22 protein-coding genes and 1 pseudogene are annotated in these 22,147 nt (G+C 63.5%); 13 read left to right on the forward strand and 10 right to left on the reverse strand.

Going from position 1 to position 22,147, the window contains the following annotated elements:
• Positions 1-59 precede the first annotated feature (59 nt).
• From A5695_RS03295 to A5695_RS03315, 4 genes are all read left to right on the forward strand, one after another.
• The gene (locus A5695_RS03295) at positions 60-1,067 is read left to right on the forward strand and encodes a GTP-binding protein (protein WP_068078065.1); all 1,008 of its coding nucleotides are present in this window, start codon (positions 60-62) and stop codon (positions 1,065-1,067) included.
• A gap of 27 nt (positions 1,068-1,094) precedes the next feature.
• Complete coding sequence (locus tag A5695_RS03300; protein ID WP_068078067.1) at positions 1,095-1,922, forward strand: acyl-CoA thioesterase II; 828 nt, start codon at positions 1,095-1,097, stop codon at positions 1,920-1,922.
• Positions 1,923-2,654: 732 nt separating this feature from the next.
• On the forward strand, positions 2,655-3,206 hold the full coding sequence (locus A5695_RS03305; protein ID WP_231974697.1) for a hypothetical protein: 552 nt from the start codon (positions 2,655-2,657) through the stop codon (positions 3,204-3,206).
• Positions 3,207-4,170: 964 nt separating this feature from the next.
• Positions 4,171-4,401, forward strand: coding sequence for a PLDc N-terminal domain-containing protein (locus A5695_RS03315; protein ID WP_068078078.1), 231 nt, complete (start codon positions 4,171-4,173; stop codon positions 4,399-4,401).
• A 355-nt stretch (positions 4,402-4,756) separates the two neighbouring features.
• Here A5695_RS03315 and A5695_RS03320 read toward each other — a convergent pair whose 3' ends face one another.
• The 3 genes from A5695_RS03320 to A5695_RS28900 all read right to left on the reverse strand — a co-directional run bounded on the left by A5695_RS03320 (position 4,757) and on the right by A5695_RS28900 (position 7,334).
• Entirely contained in the window at positions 4,757-5,674 is a 918-nt protein-coding gene (locus A5695_RS03320) for an LLM class flavin-dependent oxidoreductase (RefSeq protein ID WP_068078081.1), read from the reverse strand.
• 339 nt (positions 5,675-6,013) lie between these two features.
• On the reverse strand, positions 6,014-6,781 hold the full coding sequence (locus A5695_RS03325; protein WP_068078167.1) for an SDR family oxidoreductase: 768 nt from the start codon (positions 6,779-6,781) through the stop codon (positions 6,014-6,016).
• A gap of 157 nt (positions 6,782-6,938) precedes the next feature.
• On the reverse strand, positions 6,939-7,334 hold the full coding sequence (locus A5695_RS28900; protein ID WP_197515343.1) for an aldo/keto reductase: 396 nt from the start codon (positions 7,332-7,334) through the stop codon (positions 6,939-6,941).
• 306 nt (positions 7,335-7,640) lie between these two features.
• On the opposite strand from A5695_RS28900, the gene A5695_RS03340 reads away from it, so the two are divergent.
• Positions 7,641-8,549: a LysR family transcriptional regulator gene (locus A5695_RS03340; protein ID WP_068078089.1), complete on the forward strand. Its 909-nt coding sequence runs from the start codon at positions 7,641-7,643 to the stop codon at positions 8,547-8,549.
• Positions 8,550-8,724: 175 nt separating this feature from the next.
• Here the strand turns inward: A5695_RS03340 and A5695_RS27160 are convergent.
• The 3 genes and pseudogenes from A5695_RS27160 to A5695_RS03350 all read right to left on the reverse strand — a co-directional run.
• A pseudogene (locus A5695_RS27160) lies at positions 8,725-8,940 on the reverse strand (integrase core domain-containing protein); the annotation flags it as partial.
• Between the two features lie 142 nt (positions 8,941-9,082).
• The gene (locus A5695_RS03345; RefSeq protein WP_068078091.1) at positions 9,083-9,364 is read right to left on the reverse strand and encodes a type II toxin-antitoxin system RelE/ParE family toxin; all 282 of its coding nucleotides are present in this window, start codon (positions 9,362-9,364) and stop codon (positions 9,083-9,085) included.
• Positions 9,361-9,630 carry a type II toxin-antitoxin system Phd/YefM family antitoxin gene (locus A5695_RS03350; protein ID WP_068078094.1) on the reverse strand — a complete coding sequence of 90 codons (270 nt, stop codon included), beginning with the start codon at positions 9,628-9,630 and terminating at the stop codon, positions 9,361-9,363. Before A5695_RS03350 ends, A5695_RS03345 begins: the two co-directional genes overlap by 4 nt.
• A 256-nt stretch (positions 9,631-9,886) precedes the next feature.
• On the opposite strand from A5695_RS03350, the gene A5695_RS03355 reads away from it, so the two are divergent.
• The 3 genes from A5695_RS03355 (at position 9,887) to A5695_RS03365 (ending at position 11,913) form a co-directional block, all read left to right on the forward strand.
• Positions 9,887-10,636, forward strand: coding sequence for an enoyl-CoA hydratase-related protein (locus A5695_RS03355; RefSeq protein WP_068078097.1), 750 nt, complete (start codon positions 9,887-9,889; stop codon positions 10,634-10,636).
• A 96-nt stretch (positions 10,637-10,732) separates the two neighbouring features.
• Positions 10,733-11,068, forward strand: coding sequence for a hypothetical protein (locus A5695_RS27165; RefSeq protein WP_197515344.1), 336 nt, complete (start codon positions 10,733-10,735; stop codon positions 11,066-11,068).
• Complete coding sequence (locus A5695_RS03365) at positions 11,065-11,913, forward strand: SDR family oxidoreductase (protein ID WP_068078102.1); 849 nt, start codon at positions 11,065-11,067, stop codon at positions 11,911-11,913. The genes A5695_RS27165 and A5695_RS03365 overlap by 4 nt, the downstream gene beginning before the upstream one ends.
• Positions 11,914-12,074: 161 nt before the next feature.
• On the opposite strand, the gene A5695_RS03370 is transcribed toward A5695_RS03365, so the two are convergent.
• Complete coding sequence (locus A5695_RS03370; RefSeq protein WP_197515345.1) at positions 12,075-13,487, reverse strand: amidohydrolase family protein; 1,413 nt, start codon at positions 13,485-13,487, stop codon at positions 12,075-12,077.
• Between the two features lie 27 nt (positions 13,488-13,514).
• A complete protein-coding gene (locus A5695_RS03375; protein WP_068078107.1) occupies positions 13,515-14,123 on the reverse strand; it encodes an LGFP repeat-containing protein in 609 nt (202 codons plus the stop codon).
• Positions 14,124-14,455: 332 nt separating this feature from the next.
• Between A5695_RS03375 and A5695_RS03380 the strand changes: the two genes are divergently transcribed.
• The 5 genes from A5695_RS03380 (at position 14,456) to A5695_RS03400 (ending at position 20,646) form a co-directional block, all read left to right on the forward strand.
• Positions 14,456-14,911: an MPT63 family protein gene (locus A5695_RS03380; protein WP_068078111.1), complete on the forward strand. Its 456-nt coding sequence runs from the start codon at positions 14,456-14,458 to the stop codon at positions 14,909-14,911.
• Positions 14,912-15,346: 435 nt separating this feature from the next.
• Complete coding sequence (locus A5695_RS03385) at positions 15,347-16,216, forward strand: hypothetical protein (protein ID WP_068078114.1); 870 nt, start codon at positions 15,347-15,349, stop codon at positions 16,214-16,216.
• Between the two features lie 440 nt (positions 16,217-16,656).
• The gene (locus A5695_RS03390) at positions 16,657-17,244 is read left to right on the forward strand and encodes a TIGR03086 family metal-binding protein (RefSeq protein WP_068078117.1); all 588 of its coding nucleotides are present in this window, start codon (positions 16,657-16,659) and stop codon (positions 17,242-17,244) included.
• A gap of 231 nt (positions 17,245-17,475) precedes the next feature.
• On the forward strand, positions 17,476-19,380 hold the full coding sequence (locus A5695_RS03395) for a fatty acyl-AMP ligase (RefSeq protein ID WP_082945826.1): 1,905 nt from the start codon (positions 17,476-17,478) through the stop codon (positions 19,378-19,380).
• 258 nt (positions 19,381-19,638) lie between these two features.
• Positions 19,639-20,646: a GGDEF domain-containing protein gene (locus A5695_RS03400; protein WP_068078172.1), complete on the forward strand. Its 1,008-nt coding sequence runs from the start codon at positions 19,639-19,641 to the stop codon at positions 20,644-20,646.
• Positions 20,647-20,802: 156 nt separating this feature from the next.
• On the opposite strand, the gene A5695_RS03405 is transcribed toward A5695_RS03400, so the two are convergent.
• Both A5695_RS03405 and A5695_RS03410 read right to left on the reverse strand, forming a co-directional pair.
• The gene (locus tag A5695_RS03405; RefSeq protein ID WP_197515346.1) at positions 20,803-21,234 is read right to left on the reverse strand and encodes a lipoprotein LpqH; all 432 of its coding nucleotides are present in this window, start codon (positions 21,232-21,234) and stop codon (positions 20,803-20,805) included.
• A 335-nt stretch (positions 21,235-21,569) separates the two neighbouring features.
• A complete protein-coding gene (locus A5695_RS03410) occupies positions 21,570-21,815 on the reverse strand; it encodes a hypothetical protein (RefSeq protein WP_068078123.1) in 246 nt (81 codons plus the stop codon).
• Positions 21,816-22,147: the final 332 nt, after the last annotated feature.

The raw sequence follows: 22,147 nt of genomic DNA on the forward strand, positions 1-22,147 counted from the left end.
ATTGTGCATGCTGCGCCGGTTAGCATCGGAGGTCCGGACGTCGATGTGGAGGGTGGGGCGTGGCTGCGATACCCGTCATCGCGCTCACCGGTCATCTCGGAGCCGGCAAGACGACGTTGCTCAACCACCTGTTACGCCATCCCGGCACGCGAATCGGTGTCGTGGTTAACGACTTCGGCGACATCAATATCGACGCCGACTTGGTGGCCGGCCAGGTCGATGAGCCCGCGTCGATCGCCGGAGGATGTATCTGTTGCCTACCCGACGGCGGTGGGCTCGACGACGCACTCATCAAGCTCGCCGCCCCGGCTCGGCGTCTCGATGCCATCGTCGTCGAGACCAGCGGTCTAGCCGACCCGGTGGCTGTCGCGCGGCTCATCGGCTTCAGCGAGATCCGCGGGGTTCGCCCGGGCGGGATTGTCGACGTCGTCGACGCCGTGAACCACTTCGATACCGTCGACTGCGGCGGCCTGCCGCCGGTGCGCTACGGTGCGGCGTCGCTGATCGTCGTCAACAAGCTCGACCAGGTGCCCGAGGGCGACCGGGCGGCGATGGTGCAACGCGTCACACAGCGTGCCGCGCAACGTAACCCGCGCATACACGTCGTGGCGACGACGGGTGGCAAGATAGCCCCAGAGCTACTCTTCGACGCGTCCGCCACGTCCAGCCGGGTTGAGCAGCTCTCGTTCCTGGATCTGGCGCCCGAGCATGACCATGACCACGTCCATGCCGACGCCGTCACCGTCGGCAGCTCTGGATGCGTCGACCCCGATGCCCTATTCGACCTTCTCGAAGATCCGCCGCCGCAGGTGTTCAGGCTGAAAGGGATCGTGGCAGTGCGCCACCGCGCGACCGTTCATGGCTATGTCGTCAATCTGGTGGGTAGCGCAATCCACATCGGGCCTGTGCCGCGAGGGGCCACGGCCAATCGTCTGGTAGCGATCGGAATGGATCTCGACGTCGATGCTGTCCGTGCGCGAGTCGAAAGCGCGCTGCACCCTGCCCCAGGGCGGGCGTCGGCACAGGCCCTGCGGCGGCTTGACCACTACCGGCGCCTGAGTGCGTGAGGAAGCGATCCGGCAAGATAAGTCGTGATGTCATCTTCGCTGGACGACGTGCTGGCCACGTTGGAGCTCGATAGGGTCGGCCGCGGCCTGTTTGTTGGGCAGCAGCTGCCTGCGCCCGCCAATCACATTCTCGGCGGGCATATCTCGGCCCAGGCTTTGTTGGCGGCAAGCCACACCGCACCAGGTCGTGTGCCGCACAGCGTCCACACGTATTTCCTGCGCCCAGGCGATTCGCGTCGGTCGGTGGACTTCGAAGTTGTCGACCTCCAGGAAGGCCGGACCTTTTCGGCGCGCCGGGTCACTGCACGCCAAGGCGGCAAGATTCTGATGGAAGCGATGTCCTCGTTCAAAGTCGCCGAGTCCGCACCCGCGCAGGTCGTCTACCAACCGCCCATGCCCGAAGTTTCCAGCCCGGAGTCCCTGCCGTGGGTACCGCCGCACCTGGCGGAGTCCGATGAGAGGGCCCAAGGGCGGTGGGCGAGCCTGCGCTGGTTTGAGCGCCGAATCGTCGACACCGACCTCGTTCCACCCGCACGGGCGCGGATGTGGTGGCGACCCGACGGGCAAGTGCCCGATGATCCGGCGCTGGCGGCCAGCCTCGTGGCGTACCTGTCGGCGGTGACGCTGACCGAGCCGGCGTACGCGGCGCGCGGAGGTGCCGCGGCGTCAGCCCAACGTGATCATTCGGTGTGGTTCCACGCTCCGTCGGCGTTGTCGAATTGGCTTCTCTACGACCGCTCGTCACCGAGTAGCGCGGGTTCGCTGGCGCTGGCGAGTGGGACGATGTTCAACCACGACGGCGGACTGGTGTGCAAGGTGAGACAAGAGATGTACTTCCCAGCGCACGCATCCTGAATCCGCATCGGCTATTAGAAGGAGGGTTGAAGTACGAAGTTGAGCGGGTTGGAGATCGTGGCCTGCCGGCAGGCATGGTGCGTCAATAACCTTGCGCCGCCACAATATTCGTCACCGTGACGTATTGGGACGCGGCCCGGCGCAGGGCGATGTAGATGGTGGGCTGCCAGCTATGGCACCGGGCGGGTCGGGGCTCGCTCAAGACCCCACCTAACACCCGAATCATTCACTAAGCGATTGAAAGATCGCCGGCCTCGGCGTCTGCACAACCACCGCAGCGGCTCGTTCGGGGGCTGGAGACGTCGGGACAGGTGCCGTGGCATGCGCAGATGGGCCAATCGTCAAAGGGTGCGGACACTTTCATCTGATGCAGCCCGCAACAGAAACTGGTGACGGGGGCGTGCTCAACAGGTGCGAGTTGCTTCTCTGACCCGGGTGAGGAACCGGAGAACCCGTCCAGAGCTGTGGGCCGGGCGTTGTGTCGTGGCCGTTAAATGTCTAAATGGGGTTGCGGGGTGACTTTGGTCTCTGCCGACGCCCTCCCACACGTGGGACGCTGTCGAGGTGAAGGCCAAATTCGTACTCGCGGCAGCCGCGACGGCTAGCGCGGCGGCGCTCGGATACGCCCGGCTTGTGCGGCCTCAGCTGTGGCGCTGGGGCGCCAGCGACGAGGAAGTCGCCGGGCCGTTTCCCGGCGCGGAGTGGGTTCCCGGCGGCGCACGAGGGGTGACGATGGCCGTCACAATCGAGGCGCCGCCAGATCAAGTCTGGCCCTGGCTAGTTCAGCTGGGCGGTGATCGCGCCGGCTGGTACTCCTGGGATCACCTCGACAATGCCGGCGTGTCGAGTGCCCACGAGGTGCACCCTGAGTGGCAAGACCGCGTCGTCGGTGACCGTCTGAGGTTCCGCACGCCGGGGAGCCGGATCGTGGACTCCTTCGAGATCGCGATTCTCGAACCGAATCGGCTGCTCGGACTGTACTGGTTAAGCGACCTTCTCGGCCACGTCCTAGACCCGAAACAACCCAGGCCCCGGGCCTACACGGAAGGGCTGTGGTGCTTCTGGCTGAACGAGCTTGAGGGCGGTCGAACACGTTTGGTGATCGGTGGGTATCAGGCCACACGACCCCGATGGTTGGAGCGGGTCTACAACTTCTGGATCTACGTTCCGGTCGTCTGGACCATGCAGGCCCGCATGATGACCGTGCTGAAGAGAAACGTTGAAGGCGCGGAGTGCTCCCGAGGCTTGAAATCTGTCCGAGGCCCAACAGTCACCGGATCCTGATAGCCCTTGCGGCCCAAGTCAATTCGTCACCGTGACGTATCGTCCAGGATATGGAAGAGAGGGAGCGGTCGCGGAAGGGCGGGGTCTCTGAACCTCGGCGTAAACAACCGATGAGACTGATATCGGATGCGATTCGAACGTCGGTCCGGCCCGCCGCAGTGGCTCAGATCCCTGTTTTTCCCTGTTTTCTATGCATAACTATCGCAGCGGTTCGTTCGGGACTGGAGACGTCGGAACAGTCACCCGAGAACTGGGCAGATGAGGAGCCAATCGTCAACGGGTGCGAGCACTTTCATCTGATGCAGCCCGCAACAGACTTTGCCGATAAGCGACATTATGTCAAGTTGGGCATTCCGCTGTTCATCAGATGAATCAGATCTACCCCCGACTGCGCATTGGCTACCCAGGTGGTTCGGTCGGGTCAGATGCCTGGACAGCAGCAGTGCCTGGTCGCGGCCGGTCGAGCCTTGCTGCCCCGAGGCGCCCCGATCGCGATCATCCCGATCGACAGGGTCCCAAGGGCCGCAGGCGATCAGCACATGACGGCCGGCTCGCCGGTGTTGGGGCAGGTGGGAAGGCAGCTGACCGATGTTGTTGAGACGGCGAAGGCGAGCAGCAGCACAAACAAGATTCTCTTACCCTTGTTCATAACTGGAGAGTGTACGTCCAGCCAGGATCCCTCGTCGGGGCTCGAGGTCCCCCGACACCGCGCGTGGGCCATCGACGTGCGAGCGTCGACCCGGAGCAGAAGTCGTCGTCGCCGGCTCTGGCGTCGATGACCCTGACGATGGCCTTGGCTCTGTCAGTGCAAAGAATCCGACGATGAGTGCGGCGACCGCGGGGATCGTGACTGGTTTCTCTGCCCGCTGTGTCGGCGTCGAGTGCAACGATGGTGTGCATGGTCGTGTCAGTGCCGCTTCCCCTGGAGTCTGGGCTCAGCGAGTGCGCTCGGTACCCCTCAGTAATGGGCTGTGACGGCCTCGACTCGGAATTGGCGTTGTTCGTGCTCGGCATTCCGGGGGTGGTGGCATGGCTGCTGCTGGCCGGATCCGCCACCGCCATGATCGCCAGACGGCATCCGACGCGGTCAGCGGTGTGGTTGGCGGTCGCGTGGTGCGTACCGATCCTCGGTGCGTTGTGCTGGTTTGCCTACTGGGTGGTAATCCGTGCTTCCCGGCGCACCACCGCCGGCTAACCCGCTCTCACCAGCCAAAGCCGTTCTTAAGAGTCTCGGTTGTAGAGAAACGAGACAGGGTCGACGAAGCACTCCCCCCCCGCACTGAACTCGCAGGTGGTGCCGTCTCATATCCTGTCTCGAATCTCTACGTGGCGGCCCACGGATCGGGCCGATGGGGCATGTGGGCGGGCAGATGCGGCGACGCGCGCGAGCCAGCTGGGCGTTGACTGGTCCGCCAACTCAAATGAGACGGTCCTGCCTGAAACATTTTCCGAGCATCAACCGGGCCGCCGGTTCCGCGTGCCCGAGCCGGTCATACGTTGCACCCAATCGTCGTCATCGATGACGGCGCGCCGGATCGTTGCTCTACCGATCAGCGGTGCGAAGTCACTTCCCGCACAGCCGGAACGACTTCGTAGGCCCAGAGCTTGAGAGTTGTGTCATCGAGTTCTGCGCCGCCCGGGGGGACCACATAGTTGAAGGCGGTCGCGCCACAGTCGAGGACGGCGTAACTGAGTTCTTCGATCCACTGAATAACCCCGCCCCCGTTCCAGCGTCCGGTGTCGGTGCGGGTTTGCGACGATGGAACCGGGTCGCGGGCGATGGGGCCTGCGACGTTGTAGATCGTGCCCACTTCCCTGGGATCCTTGTCGACCGAGGTGGCGGCCTCGTCGATCAGGAGTCGGGACTGGGCAACCAGCGTGCTTCGCCAGTCGGCGGCGTGCGGCGGGATCCACCCGTCGGCATGACGGCCGGTTACCGCCAGCCCCTTGGGGCCGCCGCATCCCACCCAGATTGGTGGTGTCGGCGCGACCGTCGGGGCGAGGTCATACACCTGGTAAAACTCGCCTTCAAACGTGATCGGGTCGCCTCCGCCGGTGAGGGCTCTGGTCAAGACGATCGCCTCTTCTAGGGCCCGAATTCGAGCGCCAGGCGACAGCCGGGGAACGCCCAGAGCAATTATCTCGTCCCAATTCCCACCCGCGCCCACCACCAGCACCACACGATCGCCCGAGAGCACTGACAGACCAGCGATGGTCCGGGCGAGAATTGGCGCCGGTCGGCTGAGTAAGTTCGTGCAAATCACCGTGCCGCCGATGGTTTTGGTGGCTCCAAGGACGAAGCCCAACGTCGCATAAGCGTCCACACGGTCAGCAAAGTACGGATGATCGCCCACACTGAAGAAGTCCAACCGGGCTTCGTCGGCTGCCCGCGCATGCCGCAGGATGACTTCGACCTGATCGCAGCCACTTTCAAGACCCAGGCCGAACAACACCTTGCCGTTCACCATCAGCAACTCTGTACGTCGCGAACGCGGTTCGTCAATGTTCCCTCCCTTACAGGTGTCTGGTTGCAGAGTTGGTGGCTCAAGACGACGCTCAAGCATCCGATGTACCCACGTGCTCGTTCTAGCGGGCCGACTGAGCAGCAGCGAGAACCCCTCGTAGAACGCGGTTGTGGTCGGTGTCGCCTGTTGCGGAACGAGAAGGATATCCTCCGGTATCGACGAACGCCCGCGGGGTTATGCTCCTGAGCGGTCGTGCTTACGGGTCGATGCTCCTATGCACGGACCTCCCCTTGTCAGCATCCCATCCATGAACCGACATCCTCGGAAGGGTTGGAGGGCAAGTTACTTGTTTGCGTGTGGGTCCGTGGAGTTCAGGATGGCGATGGCCTCGTCATAGTCTCCCCGCACCTCGGAGTAACGCAGGAATTTGACGTTCTCAACCTGAATCTCGTTCACCTCCGGGTGGTTTTCCAGGATGGCGATGACTTCGGTGACGAATTCTGGCAGCGGCATGGCCCACTCGCTGTCTCGCTGGCCAGGCACGAGGTCGGTCTTCACCGCGGGTGGCTGCAGCTCTTTGAACTCCACACTGGATCCGGCGAACTGCAGCCTCAGCGTCTCGGTGAGCATGTGAACGGCGGCCTTGGAGGCGTTGTAGCTGGGTGTCACCTTCAGCGGGGTGAACGCCAACCCCGACGAGACCGTGATGACGGTAGCCTGCGGTTGGGCCTGCAGGTGCTCGATGAACGCCGCAAGCAGCCGGATCGGGCCCAGGACGTTGGTAGTGATGGTGGATTCCGCGGAGGCGAGGAACGAGTCTGAATTATGCCAGTCCTCAATTGTCATGATCCCGGCCATCGCGATGAGCACATTGAGGTCAGGGTGGTGGGCCAGCACCTGGACGGCCGTGTCGCGGATGCTGACCGGGTCGGCAGTGTCGATGTGCACGGCGTCGATGCCAGGATGCTCGGCGGCGATTTGGTCCAGCAGTTCCTGGCGGCGCCCACCGACGATGACCGTGTTTCCCTTGGCGTGCAATGCAATTGCGAGCTCGAGTCCGATGCCGCTGGTGGCGCCGGGGATGAAAATGGTGTTGCCGGATATCTTCACGTGGAATTCCTTGACGTTCGTGCTGCGGTCGGGCGGCTGGCAGTGGTGACAGGCCGGACCCTCAGTCGCCTTGGCGATAAACCCTTTCCGCGGCGCGGGGTCATGAGATGGAACGGCGAGTTCCAAATGTGGGCTGGTGCAGCGGATCGGTATGTAGTCATGCGGTGCTGCTGCCTTGGACGGAAACAGGGCGCGGTCGATTCTGGAAGGCGTTCCAGATGCCGCAGACTGGCTTCCACCGAGCGGACCATGTTGAGCCGGTGATTTCGGAGTTGGGATCGCTCGGCGTGCGCGACATCGTTGACTTCGTTGACACGATAAGCCGTTCCCGGTGCGACGCCGTCAATCGCCCGACGAGTCGTTCGCACTCACTATCGGTGTAGTTGACTGCGGTGTCGATGAGGTCTTCGCCCCGCTCGACGTAAGCATCGAAGATGCGCCGTGCTTCATCAGCGTCGGCGCCGCGGCCCCAGTTTGTGCTGAAAGTCATGGTGCCCAGGCAAATTGGGAAGACTCGCAAGACCGAATTGCCCAGCAGACAATGCTCCGTCACCCGGATCCTCCTGTACCCATTCTGGGAGCTTTGACGGCTGCTAAGAGGCTGACACCAGCAGACCCTGCCCGCGCTGCGCAGGTGCGGCAGCACGACCCGGGTGACGCGCTGCATGCTCAGCACGTTTAGAGCTCGGCGGGATCACGAATCGAGGCGTGCGCGCTGTGCCCGTCGGGGCCAGGCTTTCGGCGATGGGCTGGCCGAAACCGCTGGATGCGCCCGGTGATCAGAACAACGTCGGAGGTCATGGGGTCGAGTCTGCCCTTGGCGTGACCATTTGTCACATGCATATCTATGATGTGATGCATGCTTACTACGCATACTGAGCGGGTCGATCTGAACCTGCTCACCCCGCTGGTCGCGCTGCTCGAAGAGCGCCAGGTGTCGCGGGCCGCGGTGCGCGTCGGGTTGAGCCAGCCGGCTATGAGCCGCACCCTGCAACGCCTGCGGCGAGTGCTCGACGATCCGCTGCTGGTAAAAGATCCGGGCGGTTTGCGGCTCACCACCCGCGCAGAGGACATCTACCAACAACTCAGTACCGTCATACCGCTGTTAGAAAACTTGTTGTCGCCCAACAAATTCGACCCAGCGCAGGCCAGCCAACCCGTGACGGTGGCGGGCAGCGACTACGCGGTCCAGGTCTTCGGCCCTGCCATCTGCCGGCAGGTGCGTGCGCAGTCTCCGAATGCGCCGGTTCGATTTCGCAACCTGGGCCTGGACGGCATCATCGAGCACATCCGTAGCGGGGCAGTCGATATCGGGCTCTATGGTGGCGCCCTGCCCGAGGATCTGCAATCCGCGGTTATCTACGTGGAGGGGTTCACCTGCGTGATGGCCTCCGAGCATCCGCTTGCCGGGCGCCCAGGGATCACGCTGGCCGAATACCTGCGCTATCAGCATGTCGTCATCGACACCGCCGATGGCCAACAAACCGCTATCGACGTACCCCTGACTGAGCTGGGCACCCCGCGGGCGGCCGGTGTCACCGTGCCGTACTACTCGGCGGCAACGGCGCTACTCCCCGGAACCGACCTGATCGCCACCCTTCCCGCGCGGCTTCGATCCGCCTGGGCCGACAACGAGAAACTGTGCGCCCTGCGCGCGCCGACCGAGGTGGCCACCATGCCCTACCAGATGATTTGGAACCGCGCACTCGACAACGACGGTCGCCACCGGTGGCTGCGTGGTGTGGTCCGTGCCGCCACCGCCCCCTGACCCACGCCACGTCGGCTCGCGCATCGCACACACGCCACGACGAGGCGACGACCAACTAAAGACGCCAGCAAACCACAAGTCCTCTGTGCCAACGCCCTTGGCATCCACGTTCGACAGTGACAGCATTGGCGACTACGCCGCCAAGGAGCTGACAAGCTAGCCAACTCAACGACGACTAATTGTGATGTTTAGGGAGGTTGGTCAGGCGGGTGACTGGTGGCTGGCCTCCGATGGCGGAATGGGCTCGGTGATGATTGTAGAAATGCAGCCAGCCAGGCAGCGCGGAGTCGTGCTGTTCGGTTGACGTCTAGAGCCGGGCGTAGGCCCAGCCGTCGGCCGGTGTGCGGTGAAATCGCTCAATTCTGCCGTTGGTTTGAGGTCGGGAAGTCCTTGCTACAGAACACTTCTCGGGCCATAGCAATTTTCCCGGATTGTACGGCCAGCCGGAGGGTCAGGCCGTTTTGTCACAGTACGGTTCCTTCTCCGGTTCCAGGCACCGCTTGCGAGGCGGCGGTACTGCCGTGCGGCTGAGATTAGTGGCGTCGATAGGTATGAGCCCGGTGTTCGATGCGGCCGACGTACAGCACGTGGTCGTCCTCAAGTGTGCGGAACGTGACGCGGTAATCGCCGCGGCGGGCCACGCGCCATCCTTCGAACTCAAACCGTAACGGCTTGGAAAGCCGGTACGGGTCGGCTGGCAAGGCGGCGGTGACGAATTCAGCGATCGCGGCAGCGACTTTGTGCGGCAGTCGATCTAGCGCACGCACCGCCGTCGGTGACAGCTGCACAGTCCACGGCGCATCGCCGCCTGTCACTTCAGGCCGTAGCGCTCGCGGAGCTGCTCGCCGCTGACGGTGTTTCCGACGGCGTAGTCGGCGTCTGCCTGCTTGAGTTCCTCGGCAATACCGGGAGTCCGCAGCGCGTGCAGGGTCTCGTTAAGGGACTCGAGGTCATCGGCGGACATGATGACCGCAGCGACCCGACCGTGGCGGGTGATCTGGATGATTTCATGGGTCGTGTCGGCCTCGTCGACCAGCGCGGAAAGCTTGTCTTTGGCTTCAGTGAGCGGCACCGACTTCATAACCAGCATACTAGCCTGATGACTAGCCGCTGGCTAGCCGGAATTATGGCCTATAAGCTGCCGCAAACTGACGTACGCGTTGGGGTCACGCGGCAACAATCGCGTCGAAGTAACCGCTCCCCTGCTCCTTGTTGCGGTACCCGACGCAGACAACGACGGGCTCAGGGTTGCGCCCAAGGCGCCGGTGCGCCAAGAACACGTGTGGACGCCAGCCGTTATAACTTGTGCATACCGTAATGATTCGAGTGGAGGACTTGTGGCAGTCGAAATCGACAGGATTGGAAGAATTTTCGTAGTCAGACTAAATCGGCCAGACAAACGCAACGCCTTCGATGCGGCGATGACCAGCGGTCTAGATTCGGCACTCAATGAGTTTGAGGACGATCCCGAACTGTGGGTCGCTGTGCTCACCGGCGAAGGACGAGGGTTCTCGGCCGGCACCGACCTCCGCAGCGGCTCGGGAGAACCCACGGCGCGTGGTGGCGACTATGGGGTGGCGCGACGCGCCCGCCGCAAACCGCTGATCGCAGCGGTCGAGGGCTTCGCGTACGGCGGTGGCATGGAGATCGTGCTCGCGTGTGATCTGGTGGTCGCCGGGCGTGAAGCCACATTTGGACTGCCTGAGTCGCGGCGCGGCGTCATTGCCACTTGCGGCGGGCTGTTCCGCACGCACCGCGCGCTGCCGCTCAACATAGCTAAACAGCTCCTACTGACTGGCGAGCCGATCACCGCCGAACGCGCCTACGGGCTGGGCTTTGTCAACGAGATTACCGACACGGGACTTGCGCTGCCCGCGGCCCTGGAGCTCGCCGAACGCATATGCCGCAATTCCCCCGTGTCAGTGCAGGAGAGTCTGGTTGCGCTCGAGCGCGTCCAGGCTGCCGACGACGAATTCGCATGGCAGGTCACCGAGCAAGCCAGAGCCAACACGTTGTCCTCCCGCGATTCAGCCGAGGGGGTACGAGCCTTCTTCGAGCGACGCGAACCTGTCTGGACGGGACGCTAGCGCTCGCCGAGGCACTCAATCGCCCTACGTGGAAGAGTCGCAACATCGATCCACTACAAAGGAAGTGAATTCAGGGTGGCGCGGAAGGCTTTTCCGGTGAGTTTGGTCCACACCCCTTTTGGGTTCAGCAGTACCGCACTCGATGTCATCGACGGGATCGACCTGTCCGGCCGCCGCGCGGTCGTCACCGGCGCGTCGTCGGGCACCGGCGTGGCGGCAACCTCAGCCGTGCTGGCCACCTCACCATTGCTCGACGGGATCGGCGGACGCTACTTCATCGACTGCGACGAGACCGAGACCGTCCACGCCCGCAGCGGGACCCTGGCCGGCGTCGCGGGTTATGCCCTCGATCCCGACAACGCCGCACGGTTGTGGGACGTCTCCGAAACCCTTGTCGCTCAGTCCACCTCGTCTCCGGCAGGAGTGCAGTGACGACCAGCACGCAACGCATCGCCGTCATCACCGGGGCCACCCAAGGGTTGGGTCTGGCGCTGGCCGAGGGCCTGGCCCAGCGTCTGGATCCCGACGACGTCGTCTACCTGACCGGCCGCAACTACGACCGGATCAATCACGCCATCGACGCGTTGGGGTCCACCAGCGCCCAGGTACGCGGTGAGATCCTCGACGTGGGCCAGCCCGATGCGGCCGCTCGTTTCGCCACCGAGCTGCACCGCCGCCACGGCGGGGTGGACATCGTGCTCAACAATGCCGTCATGCGTGTGGGACCCGAGGACGATCCCGCCGCCATCATCGATGAGTACACCCAGGTCAACAACTTCGGCACCACCCGCTGCCTGCGGGCCTTCGCGCCGCTGCTACGCCGCGGCGGACGATTCCTGGTGATCGCCAGTTCGCTGGGCACCTTGAACTATCTCGCCCCGGTGCTGTGGGATCGCTTCGATGACATCGCCACGCTCGATGAGATCGACGAGCAGATCGCCAGGTGGCGTGACGCGGTCACCGACGGCACCAGCCGCGGCGGGCCCTGGCCGGGGTTCGTCAACATCCCGTCCAAGGTCGGCCAAGTCGCTGCGGTGCGGACGTTGGCCGCCCAGCGCCACGAAGCAGACGCCGCCGCCAACATCCTGCTGGCCGCGGTATGCCCCGGCATGATGAACACGCCCACCTCCTCGGTGTGGTGGGACGTCAGCGACGCCCCGACACCCGCGCAGGCCGCCGTCGCGATCCTAGACCTCATCGACAGTCCCGTGACACCCGAGCAGTACGGCCAGCTGGTGCGCCAGGGACACGTGCTGCCCTGGAAACCGCAGTCGTGAGGATTCCTGAGCGCCGGCCGCGGCACGGTTCGCTGCTCGAACTGGGCGGCAGTGGTGGAGCTGGTCGGGTTGCGCGAGGCGTTCACCGGCGACGCCACCCTCACCGGGTGAGGTCGCCGTTTCATCTGATGAATCATCGGTGTCTTCGACTCAGCGGTGGCCTAGTTGATTGAGCGAGTGGAGGCGACATTGTGTTCGAGAGCGGTGAGATCGGTATCCGAGTAGTACCGACCCGCGCGCATGACGCCGTGCACGCGATGTAAATTGTCAACGCTTTCAACCGGATTGCCCTCCAGCACAACGAGGTCGGCGACCTTGCCGACGTCGACCGTGCCCATGGTCGATGTCTTGTCGAGGTATTCGGCCCCGTGCAGCGTCGTGCTCTGCAGCACTCGCAGCGGAGACAGGCCGGCTTGGGCGAACGCGTCGAATTCTTGGTGCAGGGAGTACCCAGGTATTTCCCACGCCGCTCCGGAGCAGTCGCTTCCGGCGATGATCTTCACACCTTCTTCGTCGAACAGCTTTGTGAGCCTTAGTTCGAGTCGGTAGCTGTCCCGGAAGGCGGCACGCAGGCTGTCGGGTAGGACGTCGAAGCGGTGACCGGAGTTATGCCACTGCTTGAGCGTGGACGGGCCGACGAAGCGGTGATTTGGATCCTGGCGAAACTGCGGTTCGTCGCTCATCTTGCACGTGCATTCGCGGATCAAGGTAGGGCACTGCCATGTCCCGTCGGCGACGAAGCGCGCGGCGAGTTCGCGCGCCAAATCCTCGCTGAAGGTGTCGATAGCGCGTCGCATCACGTCGGCGGATTGATGCCCTTGTGCCGCATACGGATTGAGAATCACCCTACGAAGGATCGGTAGAAACAACTGATCGCCGAACGGGATACGAAACGGCGGCGCCTTCATAGGTTTGGCGCTCAGCGCCGTCAACAGCTCGGCCTTCGCAGTTGAGCAAGCCGCCAGGATCCCCAACCCGGGGCCCAAATGCTCGATGCACTTCATGCCGCGGGCGGACGCCTCGACCACGTCTATGCCCACTGGCAGGTGGCCGAGGATCGGGATTCCGAGGCTCTTGGCCTCCTGCTGTGCTGCGAAAAAGATGTTGGGGCTGACCAATCCGACTTTGATAAAGTCCGCCCCGCCGGCGTGCTGCTCGCGCACCGAGGTCACCGCGGCCTTGGGGCTGCCCGCGTTGAGCGGGCTGAGTACCGCCCCAGGCATCTGCACGACGTCCGGCGATTCAACCGGCATCGGCAAGGTGCCCATCTGTCGCTGCCTGAGCAGCTTCATCGAGCCGGACATCTGCCGAAACCCGGTGATCCCCTTTGTCAGCATCAGCCGCAGGGTGCCAGTACGGTCCCCGTCGCCGAGCGGATGGGCATGCATGTCCAGGTAGCCGGGAACGACGTATTTGCCTGGCAATTCGACGATGCGACTGCGGGTGTTGTGCCGATCAGTCTCGGTAATACCGGCGATCTGGCCGTTCGCGGTTATGACGTCTTGGTTGGCGACGAGCGATCCGTCGCGGGTGTCCACGACGGTAACGCCGCGCAGGATCGTCGTGGCGTCCATGTCCGAAGTGCGTGTCATCAAGTCCTTCTAGAGCCCGGATGGTACGACCTTGCCGTTCACCGTCACCTCGAGCTGGCCGGTCTTCGGGTTGTACTCGATCCTGCCGTGGTCGAAGTTTGACACGAGCAGATCGCCGACGGTGTCCTGGTCGCTGATGGCGAGGCCTAGCGGACCTGCCGAACCGTTAGTGCCGGTAATCGCGGGCGTGCCGTCCGGGTCGCGCGGGACATTCCAGGCCTCCCGGATCTTCCCCAGGGTGATATATGCGGGCGTGCCGGCCTGGTGGCTCCTGGCAGTGATCACGCCACCCTGGAACTGCTGAAATACCACGCCGCTCTCCCGTGTTCCCGCGTTGCGGTCACCCGTCAGTGGTTTGCCGAGAGCCTTCTTCTGATCCTCGGACGCCGATGAGTACTTGGCAGCGATCGGGCCGGTCAGAGTCACCTCGACGTCGCGCTCCCCGATGAGCTTCACCTCGGTGGGCTGCGCTGGGGTTTTAGGCGCGGACGTGGCGCTCGCTCCGACCTGGCGTGGTGCCGACGCGTCGCCGCTCGTGCCATTGCCGCAGCCCACAGCGATGAGCGCGACGGCGGCCAGGCCGACGACCGCCGCGCGGTGGTATGCGATCGTTGTCATGAGCTTCCTCTCGCGTCGTCTTGTTGTGCGGGCTGTCGAACCTTCTTAGCTCCGAACGAACTTACGCCGCGGTCACAGACGCCGAGCGAGAGCGCCTGACCAAGGTGACGATGGCTCGACGAAATCCACGATGGGCTCGGCGGACCTTTCCATGACATCCCATGGATATCCGGCCCCTGGGAGAGAATTGCTCAGATTTAGAGTGGGATCGACGATTGCCCAGGATCGCCAAGAGTGCTGGCAAACATCAGGTTTGAAAGTCCGACCTTTGGATAACCCTCTGAATCAGCTGTCGGTCTCTGACAGCTGGTACCTCACGAAGGGAGCCCGACGTGGCGTTCTCACACATTGCATCGAAAACATTGGCAGCAACAGCCGCATTGGCGGCGGCGGGACTTCTCGCGGCGACGCCGGCACTCGCCGATCCGCAAGTGCTGCAATTCGGCCAGATGGCAGAGCTTTCCAGTAATGGTGGCACCATCGACTACACCGTGAGCAACCTGCAACCCAGCGGCCACAACGACGGAATCTGGTATTCCGATGTTACGGCCAAAGGTGTGAGCGGTAACGCAACTCCGAACATTGCCGACTTCAACGCTCGGGCCGTCAACAGCTCAACGTACGCGGTGATGAAGGGCAACCAGACCGACGGCCTTCCTGAGGGGCCACTCCCCTTAGGCAGCCCTGTTACAGGGCGCATTTACTTCGACGTTCGCAACGGTACGAACCCCGACAGCGTGGTTTACCGGGACGCCGGAGGCACGGACAAGGTCGTCTGGAAAGGCTAGCAACTCGCCTTCCGCACCCCGCCTCATCGGGGAATTTGCATTAATCGAGTATGCGGCATTACCAGTAGATCCGCATATTGCCGATCCTGTTGGGCGGCAACATATTTAGTGTTCGGTCTCGATGTATGTGGCGGTAATCGCGCTGGCCTTGGCGGACTTTGGCGTGGATTCTCAGCAGATCTGGCGACTTCAGCACATCTCGGCGACCACTGGGGCGCCCAACCGTCGGTTCGGCCGGGAGTGTTTACCCGCGGATAATATTGGTTGCTCCCCCGCCGGGTGGCTGGCCGACGTTTCGACAAGTCAGTCCTCCTACGGCTGAGTTGTACGCCGCCTCATCCAAGACCCCGGGAACCTGCACCACCGTGCCGGGCGGGTTAGGTGCGAGTCGTGAATATGGGTGGCGGGCAACGGTGTCGGTCGCACTTTGTCAAGATGAGGGGCGAGATGCACGGAAGATTGGCGACCCTCCTGACCGCCGCAGTTGTGGTATTCATTGGCGTGAGTCTGGTGCGGTCGCTGCTAAGCGTGGTTCGTCACGAACGTCTCCGCCAGGACTATCGCCGAACAGTTATGGCGATCCGCTGGTGGATGATCCCGGCGGCCGTTGGCCAGCTCACCGTGGTGGTTGCTGTCTACGTCGCGCTCGTGAACGTATTTCCGCTGCTTGGCTGGGGTTGGTGGCGGATGCTGGGCAATAGCGGCAACGTTACGCTCGCACAGACGGGACAGAGCGGGTTTATCTGGAAAATGGTGGGGGTTGCGGTGCCGATTCTGGCGGCCGCTGTGGTTCCGTGGTTAGCCCATGCCGAAGAGTTGGCGTTTCGCGATCGGGCTGAACGGCAAGGTCTCCGCCGAAAAGTGACGAGGCAAGTCGCCTTTGGGGTGACCCATTTTTGGGCGGGAATTCCGATCGCGGCTTGCTTGGCGCTGACCGTTAGCGGGCTGTATTTCCTGATGGTGTACTTGCGTGCCATTGCGGCACTTGGCCCTGAGCTGGAAGCGGCGCGAGAAGTACCCCAGTATGAACGTCTGCCCTACCCTGCGCTGCCCGCCAATAGGGATGAGGACCCCGAATCGTGGGCGAAAGTGCAACGAGAACGTGAATGCGTGCGTATGGAAAATGAGCGGCGACGCGACGAATGGGCCGACCAACTTGGTGATCAGATATCGGCCAGCCGTGACCGAGTTGACCAGGTGAGACGACGCGCGGTCGCCGAGTCCGCCGCTGCGCACGCGGTCAGCAACTGGGTGCTGATCATCCTGCTGGTGTTGTTCCTCTTGCGGCGAGCGCTGGGGAGCTAGCGAGCGCTACCTACTCCGCAGTGGCAATTTCCCTGTGCATCAGTCGAGTTCGCGTCACGGACTCATTCCGATAATTCGGAGTGCCACTACGCGCCGTAGCGATCTGTGTTTTGTCGGACAGCGTTGGTTCTATAACGCACCGCTGGTCTTGTTGAGCTTGGCGGACCAGCAGGTCGCGAGTGTGCAGTGAGGTGAGGCCGTCACAGGGGTCCCTCGTCGATTACTGCCGCCGGGCGGGAAAGCGGGAGACCGAGTCGATGTCAGGCTCTCCCGGCGCGGCGACCACAAGGCCGCGCCAGGCGTGCAACACGCTGCAGGCACGAGGACCCCCTCATCGCCGCTCGTCGGTTGATTGCGCAGGAACCGAACGGGCCCTTAGAATTCCCTTATTATAGTCTTATTTTTCTTATCGGAGCCGCCGGAACCCAGAGGATCCACGCATGCCCTTCGCCGATCACACGCACTTCACCCGCGCCGCTCGTGCCGTCGATGACCTCCTCGCGCACCTCACCGGCGACCAGTGGCTGGCTCCCACCCCGTGCACCGGATGGACGGTCGCCGACGTCACCCAGCACCTCATTGACGTCAACCTCAACTTCGCCCGCCAACTCGACCAAGTCAGTGTCCAAGCTGCCGCCAGCGCCAGCACATCCGGTGACCTCCTCGGCAGCTACCGTCGTTCAACAGAAGCACTGCAGCAAGTGCTCAGCGGCCCGGGTGACGTCTCTATCGACATTCCGGCGCAGCTGCGAAGCCGAGTTGCCCTTCGGGTGGCCGATCTGCTGATCCACTGCTGGGACATCGCGGTCGCCACCGGCACACCTCTGCACCTGGCAGAGGATCTGTGCGTCGAGGCTCTGGCTTTCGCCCAGAGCCGCTCAGCGGCCTTACAGCGCAGTGGCGAATTCGCGTCACCTCAACCAGTCGATGAACAGGCCCCCGCCATCGACCGGTTGGCCGCCCTGTCCGGCCGCACTCCGCCAGGCCCGCGAGGAGACGTCCGCTCACCGAGCACTCCGAATCGATAGCAGACGGCGGAATCGAATATGAGGGGCACCAGTAAAAATTCGCTGTGTTCATCAGATGAGTCAGTTCTCATCGCAGGCACACGCTCCCCGCTGTGTCGGATATGCAGCCGAAAGTATCTGATAGACCTCGTGTTTCGAGAACCTTGAGCGGCCGAGCCAAGGGGGTGGCGCGCGGCCGTCGCCACGATACATTGCGTGGCCGAGTGGTGCGGACCGGGGCGCGCCTTGGTGATGTTGGCCATCCGACAGCGCACTTCGTTAGCGCCTCTATTAATCTGTTCCAACGTGACTCGGGATTACAAATTAACCAACTTGAGCGCGGCTTCGAACAGCCCAAATACGGAAGCGGCGCTTGTCGGCGGGATCGTGGTGCCCGAGGGTGTGACGTTGACGTCGAATTTCGACTGGAACAGAACTCAGTTCGGCGACAGCCCGGCCTACCGTTTCATCGACTACTCGCAAGACCAGGACGGGCGAGTAGTCGAGCTCACTTGGAATGAGCTCTGGTCGCGTGTCTGCGCGATCGGCGCGCGGTTGCAGCAGGTCACCAAGCCCGGCGACCGGGTGGCGATCCTGGCGCCACAGGGCCTCGACTACGTGGCCAGCTTCTTCGCCGCCGTCCACGCGGGCAACGTCGCGATCCCCCTGTTTGCGCCGACCTTGGCCGGGCACGGCGAGCGGTTGGCGGCGGTGTTGCGCGATGGTCGGCCCACCGCAGTCCTGACCACGACCGCGGCGGCCGCACCGGTTCGCACGTTCCTGCGGAATCTGTCCCCCGAGGAGCGGCCGCGGATGATCGCGGTGGATGCGGTACCCGCGACACTTGCCCAGAGCTTCACCGACGTGGTCCGCGATACCGACGATCTCGCCTATCTGCAGTACACCTCGGGCTCGACGCGCACACCGGCCGGGGTGGAGATCACCCATCGTGCCGTCTACACCAACGCGATGCAGATGATCCTGCATGGCGGGCTGGACATGGACGTCCAATGTGTGAGCTGGCTGCCGCTCTATCACGACATGGGCTTGATGATGGTCATGTTCACCGCCTTCTTCGGAGCGCACGTCACGCTGATGGACCCCATGGCGTTCGTTCGCCGGCCCTACCGCTGGATCAAGCAATTGGGCATCTCGGCGACTTACGGACGGACCATGGCGGCGGCCCCGAACTTTGCCTTCGAATTGACGGCCCAACGGGGACTACCCCCCAACGGTGAACACCTCGACCTAAGTAACGTGGTGTGCCTGCTCAACGGGTCGGAGCCGGTGACGATCGCGGCCATCGAGCAGTTCACCACTGCCTTTACCCCGTTTGGCCTGCCCGCCGCCGTGGTCAAGCCGTCCTACGGCATGGCCGAAGCGACGCTGTCGGTCGCCAGTATCGCCTCGGATGCCGCGGCCAGCGCCGTCTTCCTCGACCGCGAGCAGCTCGGCGCCGGCCGAGCGGTGCCTGTCTCGCCTACTGTCCCGGGTGCGGTTGCGCACGTCTCGTGCGGCCAGCCCATCCTTGAGCAGTGGGCGGTGATCGCCGACCCGGACGGAGCGGAGGTTCCGGACGGTACCGTGGGTGAAATCTGGTTGCACGGCAATAACATTGGCCGCGGATACTTCGGCCGCGAAGACGAAACACGACGGGTGTTCCATAACAAGCTGCAGTCGAGGCTGGAGATCGGTAGCCATGCCGACGGCGCCCCGGACAATGGCTGCTGGCTGGCCACTGGCGATCTCGGTGTCTACCTCGACGGCGAGCTGTACCTGACCGGACGCATCAAAGACCTCATCATCATCGATGGCCGCAACCACTACCCGCACGACATTGAAACAACGGCGAGCGACGCTTCGCCGGGCATCCGCAGAGGTTACGTCGCCGCATTTTCTGTTCCCGCCGACTATGTTTCGGCCAGCAGCGGCTCCGGTGAGCGGGTGGTCGTCGTCGCCGAGCGCGCCGCCGGCGCCGGCCGTATCGAGTCGGGGTCGATCGCCGAGACCGTGCGGGCGGCCATCTCGCGGCATCACCACCTCCACGTCAGCGACGTGCGGCTGGTGGCAGCCGGGACCATCCCGCGCACTACGAGCGGGAAGCTCGCCCGCAGTGCGTGCCGAACCGAGTACCTGGCCGGGCGGTTTGACCGCTGAAAGACGGGAGCGGCTCGGCGATCCCGTACGACGGTAATTTCCTGGAGTGGGGTCGTCGCTCGGCGAAGTGCCGATTCGGAAGTTTGCGACGTCGTTCAGCGTGTCGCGGCATGTTTTAGTACCGTTCACATAATCGGCAACGCGCTCGCCAAAATGGCGAATGTCAGAATTGGCCGGCGTCAGCACATGACCGGGAGAGTTGACCGGATGGGTCTTAGCCTCCGAGGCCTCTTCGGCCGTCAGGCAGGCCGAAACCGGCTGCGGTTGCGCGCTGACTCTGGCAGCGGCTTTTACGGCAAGCATCAGGTTCGGCTGCTGCGGATCTATTTGGGCGCGACCACGTTCCTTTACACCTGGGGTGTGGTGTTCAGTACCTTCATCCGCATCCATCCCGGGTTGAAGCCGGGGAACCCGACCGGAGGCATCGCGGCGATCGTGCTCGGTGCCGCGGCGTTGGCTTGGCTGGCCGTCCGGCCCGACAAACCCGGGCCGGCGACGGCCATGGCGATCGTCGCCACACCCATGGTGATGGCCTTCCACGTCGCGATCGGCGCCGAGTTCATCTGCCTGATCGCCCCGATGTTTCTGGCGATGTACCTCCGCGGGTTTCACTCTCCGCGCCGGGGCGCGGAGCTGGTCGGCGCGCTCACCGTGGCGTGTGTCGTCGCGCTTGCGCTCGCGCCCATGCCCAAGTTGTACATCGACTACCTCATCTTCGTGATCGCGATTGTCGGCGCCGCCGAGTCGTTCGGCCTGCTGACGCGGACCCTGGTCGCCGCGGCGTGCACCGATCCGCTCACCGGGCTGCTCAACCGTGCCGGCTGGGAGATTGCCACCGCCGACCTGCTGGCGCGAGCCCGTTCGGCCGCGACCACCGTCACCGTCGTCGCGCTGGACATCGACAACTTCAAACAGATCAACGACACCGACGGACATGTCGCCGGCGACCGGCACCTGATCAGTCGCGCGGATTTCTGGCGAGAAGTGGCTCCCGCCAACGCCGTTCTGGCCAGGCTCGGCGGCGACGAGTTCGCGGTGTGCATCGCCGACCGTGCGGGCCGCAAGCCGACGGCCGCGGAGCAGTTCGTGGCGGCCGCGCGGCTACACACGCCGGGCACCAGCATGGGGATGGCGTCGGCCGGCGGCAAGGACGCCGATATCCCCACGCTGCACGCCGCCGCGGACGCCGAGCTTTATCTCGCCAAGCAGAAGCGAATCTCAGAGGCGCGCGAGACCAATTTGCATCGGCATAATGAATCTCGCTGAACTGCTTGTGCCGCAGGTGGTTTCGCTCCGCCCGGCAGGCGGGGTGTAGAGGAGACCTAGCGCGGCTGCGAATTTGGGTCGCTTGACTGGTCGTGGGTGGTCCACGAAACCGACAGCTTTAACTGCTTGTGCAGCGGTCTGTAGGTTCGAAGACGCTCAATGCGGGCAGGTCACTCTGAACGTGAAATCACTAAGCTTGGTGTAGTCGTGAAGTTGTTTGATCCTGCCAGTCACCGTGTACTTGTCACCGTCTTGCGTCAGCGTTGGTGCCGGAGCGCCTCCGGTCGAGGTCGGCTCCCAGAAATAGGCGATACCATCGGCGGTGAAGTCCAGCGTTTCGACTGTGCCGCCTGCGGCGTCGACGATGACACGTCCACCGGATTGCGTTTGGGCCGTGATGAACACCGCGCCGCCCAGGTGGCGGCATTGGACGTCGTGCAGCGGGAAAGGGCCGCCAGCCAACGTCAATGAGTCGCTTTGCTCGGCCGGCGCCTCGGTGGGTGGCGCGGTTGAATTGATGGAAGCGGTCGTATTGGATGAGGGCCGATGGCTGCAGGCCGAGGTCGGCGTGCTGGCGACAAGAAGCACAATCGCAGCTGTAGCTCCACGGGCGGACATTAGTCGGGGCAAGGCAGGAACTGTTCTCTGCAAAAGTTATTCACAAGTGGACCGCGCACCGAAATTCCGGAGTGTCGGCTGGGTTGGGCGTTCAAACCTTATCCGACTCGGAGATCCCATGGCGTCGATCTGACCGGTTGACTCAACGTGGTCGGGTACCCCCCCCAGGCAGCGCGGCATCGTCTGCGCGGCCACCAAAGCGCTATGACGCCCCATCCGACCGGCCGCGGCTTGACCCCCGAGACAAAGGCCTTCACATGACCGAACAACCGCCAATGCCACCGGGACGCTACTCGTGACCCGCACTAGCCCATCGTCAAGATCGCGACCGCGGCGACGCCGATGACCGCCACGAGGGCTACCAATATCACCGTGATCGCCGCGCGTACGACTTCTTCTTCTGTGAGTCGCCAACGCGGCTTCAGTTCGGCGACAACAGTGTCCCCTCGCCAAGGCATGGCGTTGATTCTTGCGACCGCCGCAGTGACATCGTCATGCGCGTGGGACGCGTCTTTATGGAGTAGCTCGTGCGCGGCGATTGCGATCGTCATATCAGCCCCCAGGCTTGCGGACGCCGATCGGCGTTGTCCAGGTCTAAAGCGTCGGATAACTCGTAATTCGATGATACGAGCGCGGAAATCACGATTGCGGTAACGATCCTTAACGGTCACAGCACGGAGTCGTGCTCCGCTAGCCGCTGCCCGCCTGACTGACGCCGCCCCTACCTGGCGCCGGCGCCGGTATAGAACTTTGGGATCGGTAGCGGCGGGCGCACCATTTACTTCGATTCGAGAGCGCCCACCACGGTCGCCCGATGGAAGAGGAAATCATGATGCGACGGATCGTGCGGTTAGCGACCAGCGCCCTGGTGGCCGGCGGGTTG

The organism is Mycobacterium sp. E1747, assembly GCF_001667775.1.
Taxonomy (GTDB): domain Bacteria; phylum Actinomycetota; class Actinomycetes; order Mycobacteriales; family Mycobacteriaceae; genus Mycobacterium.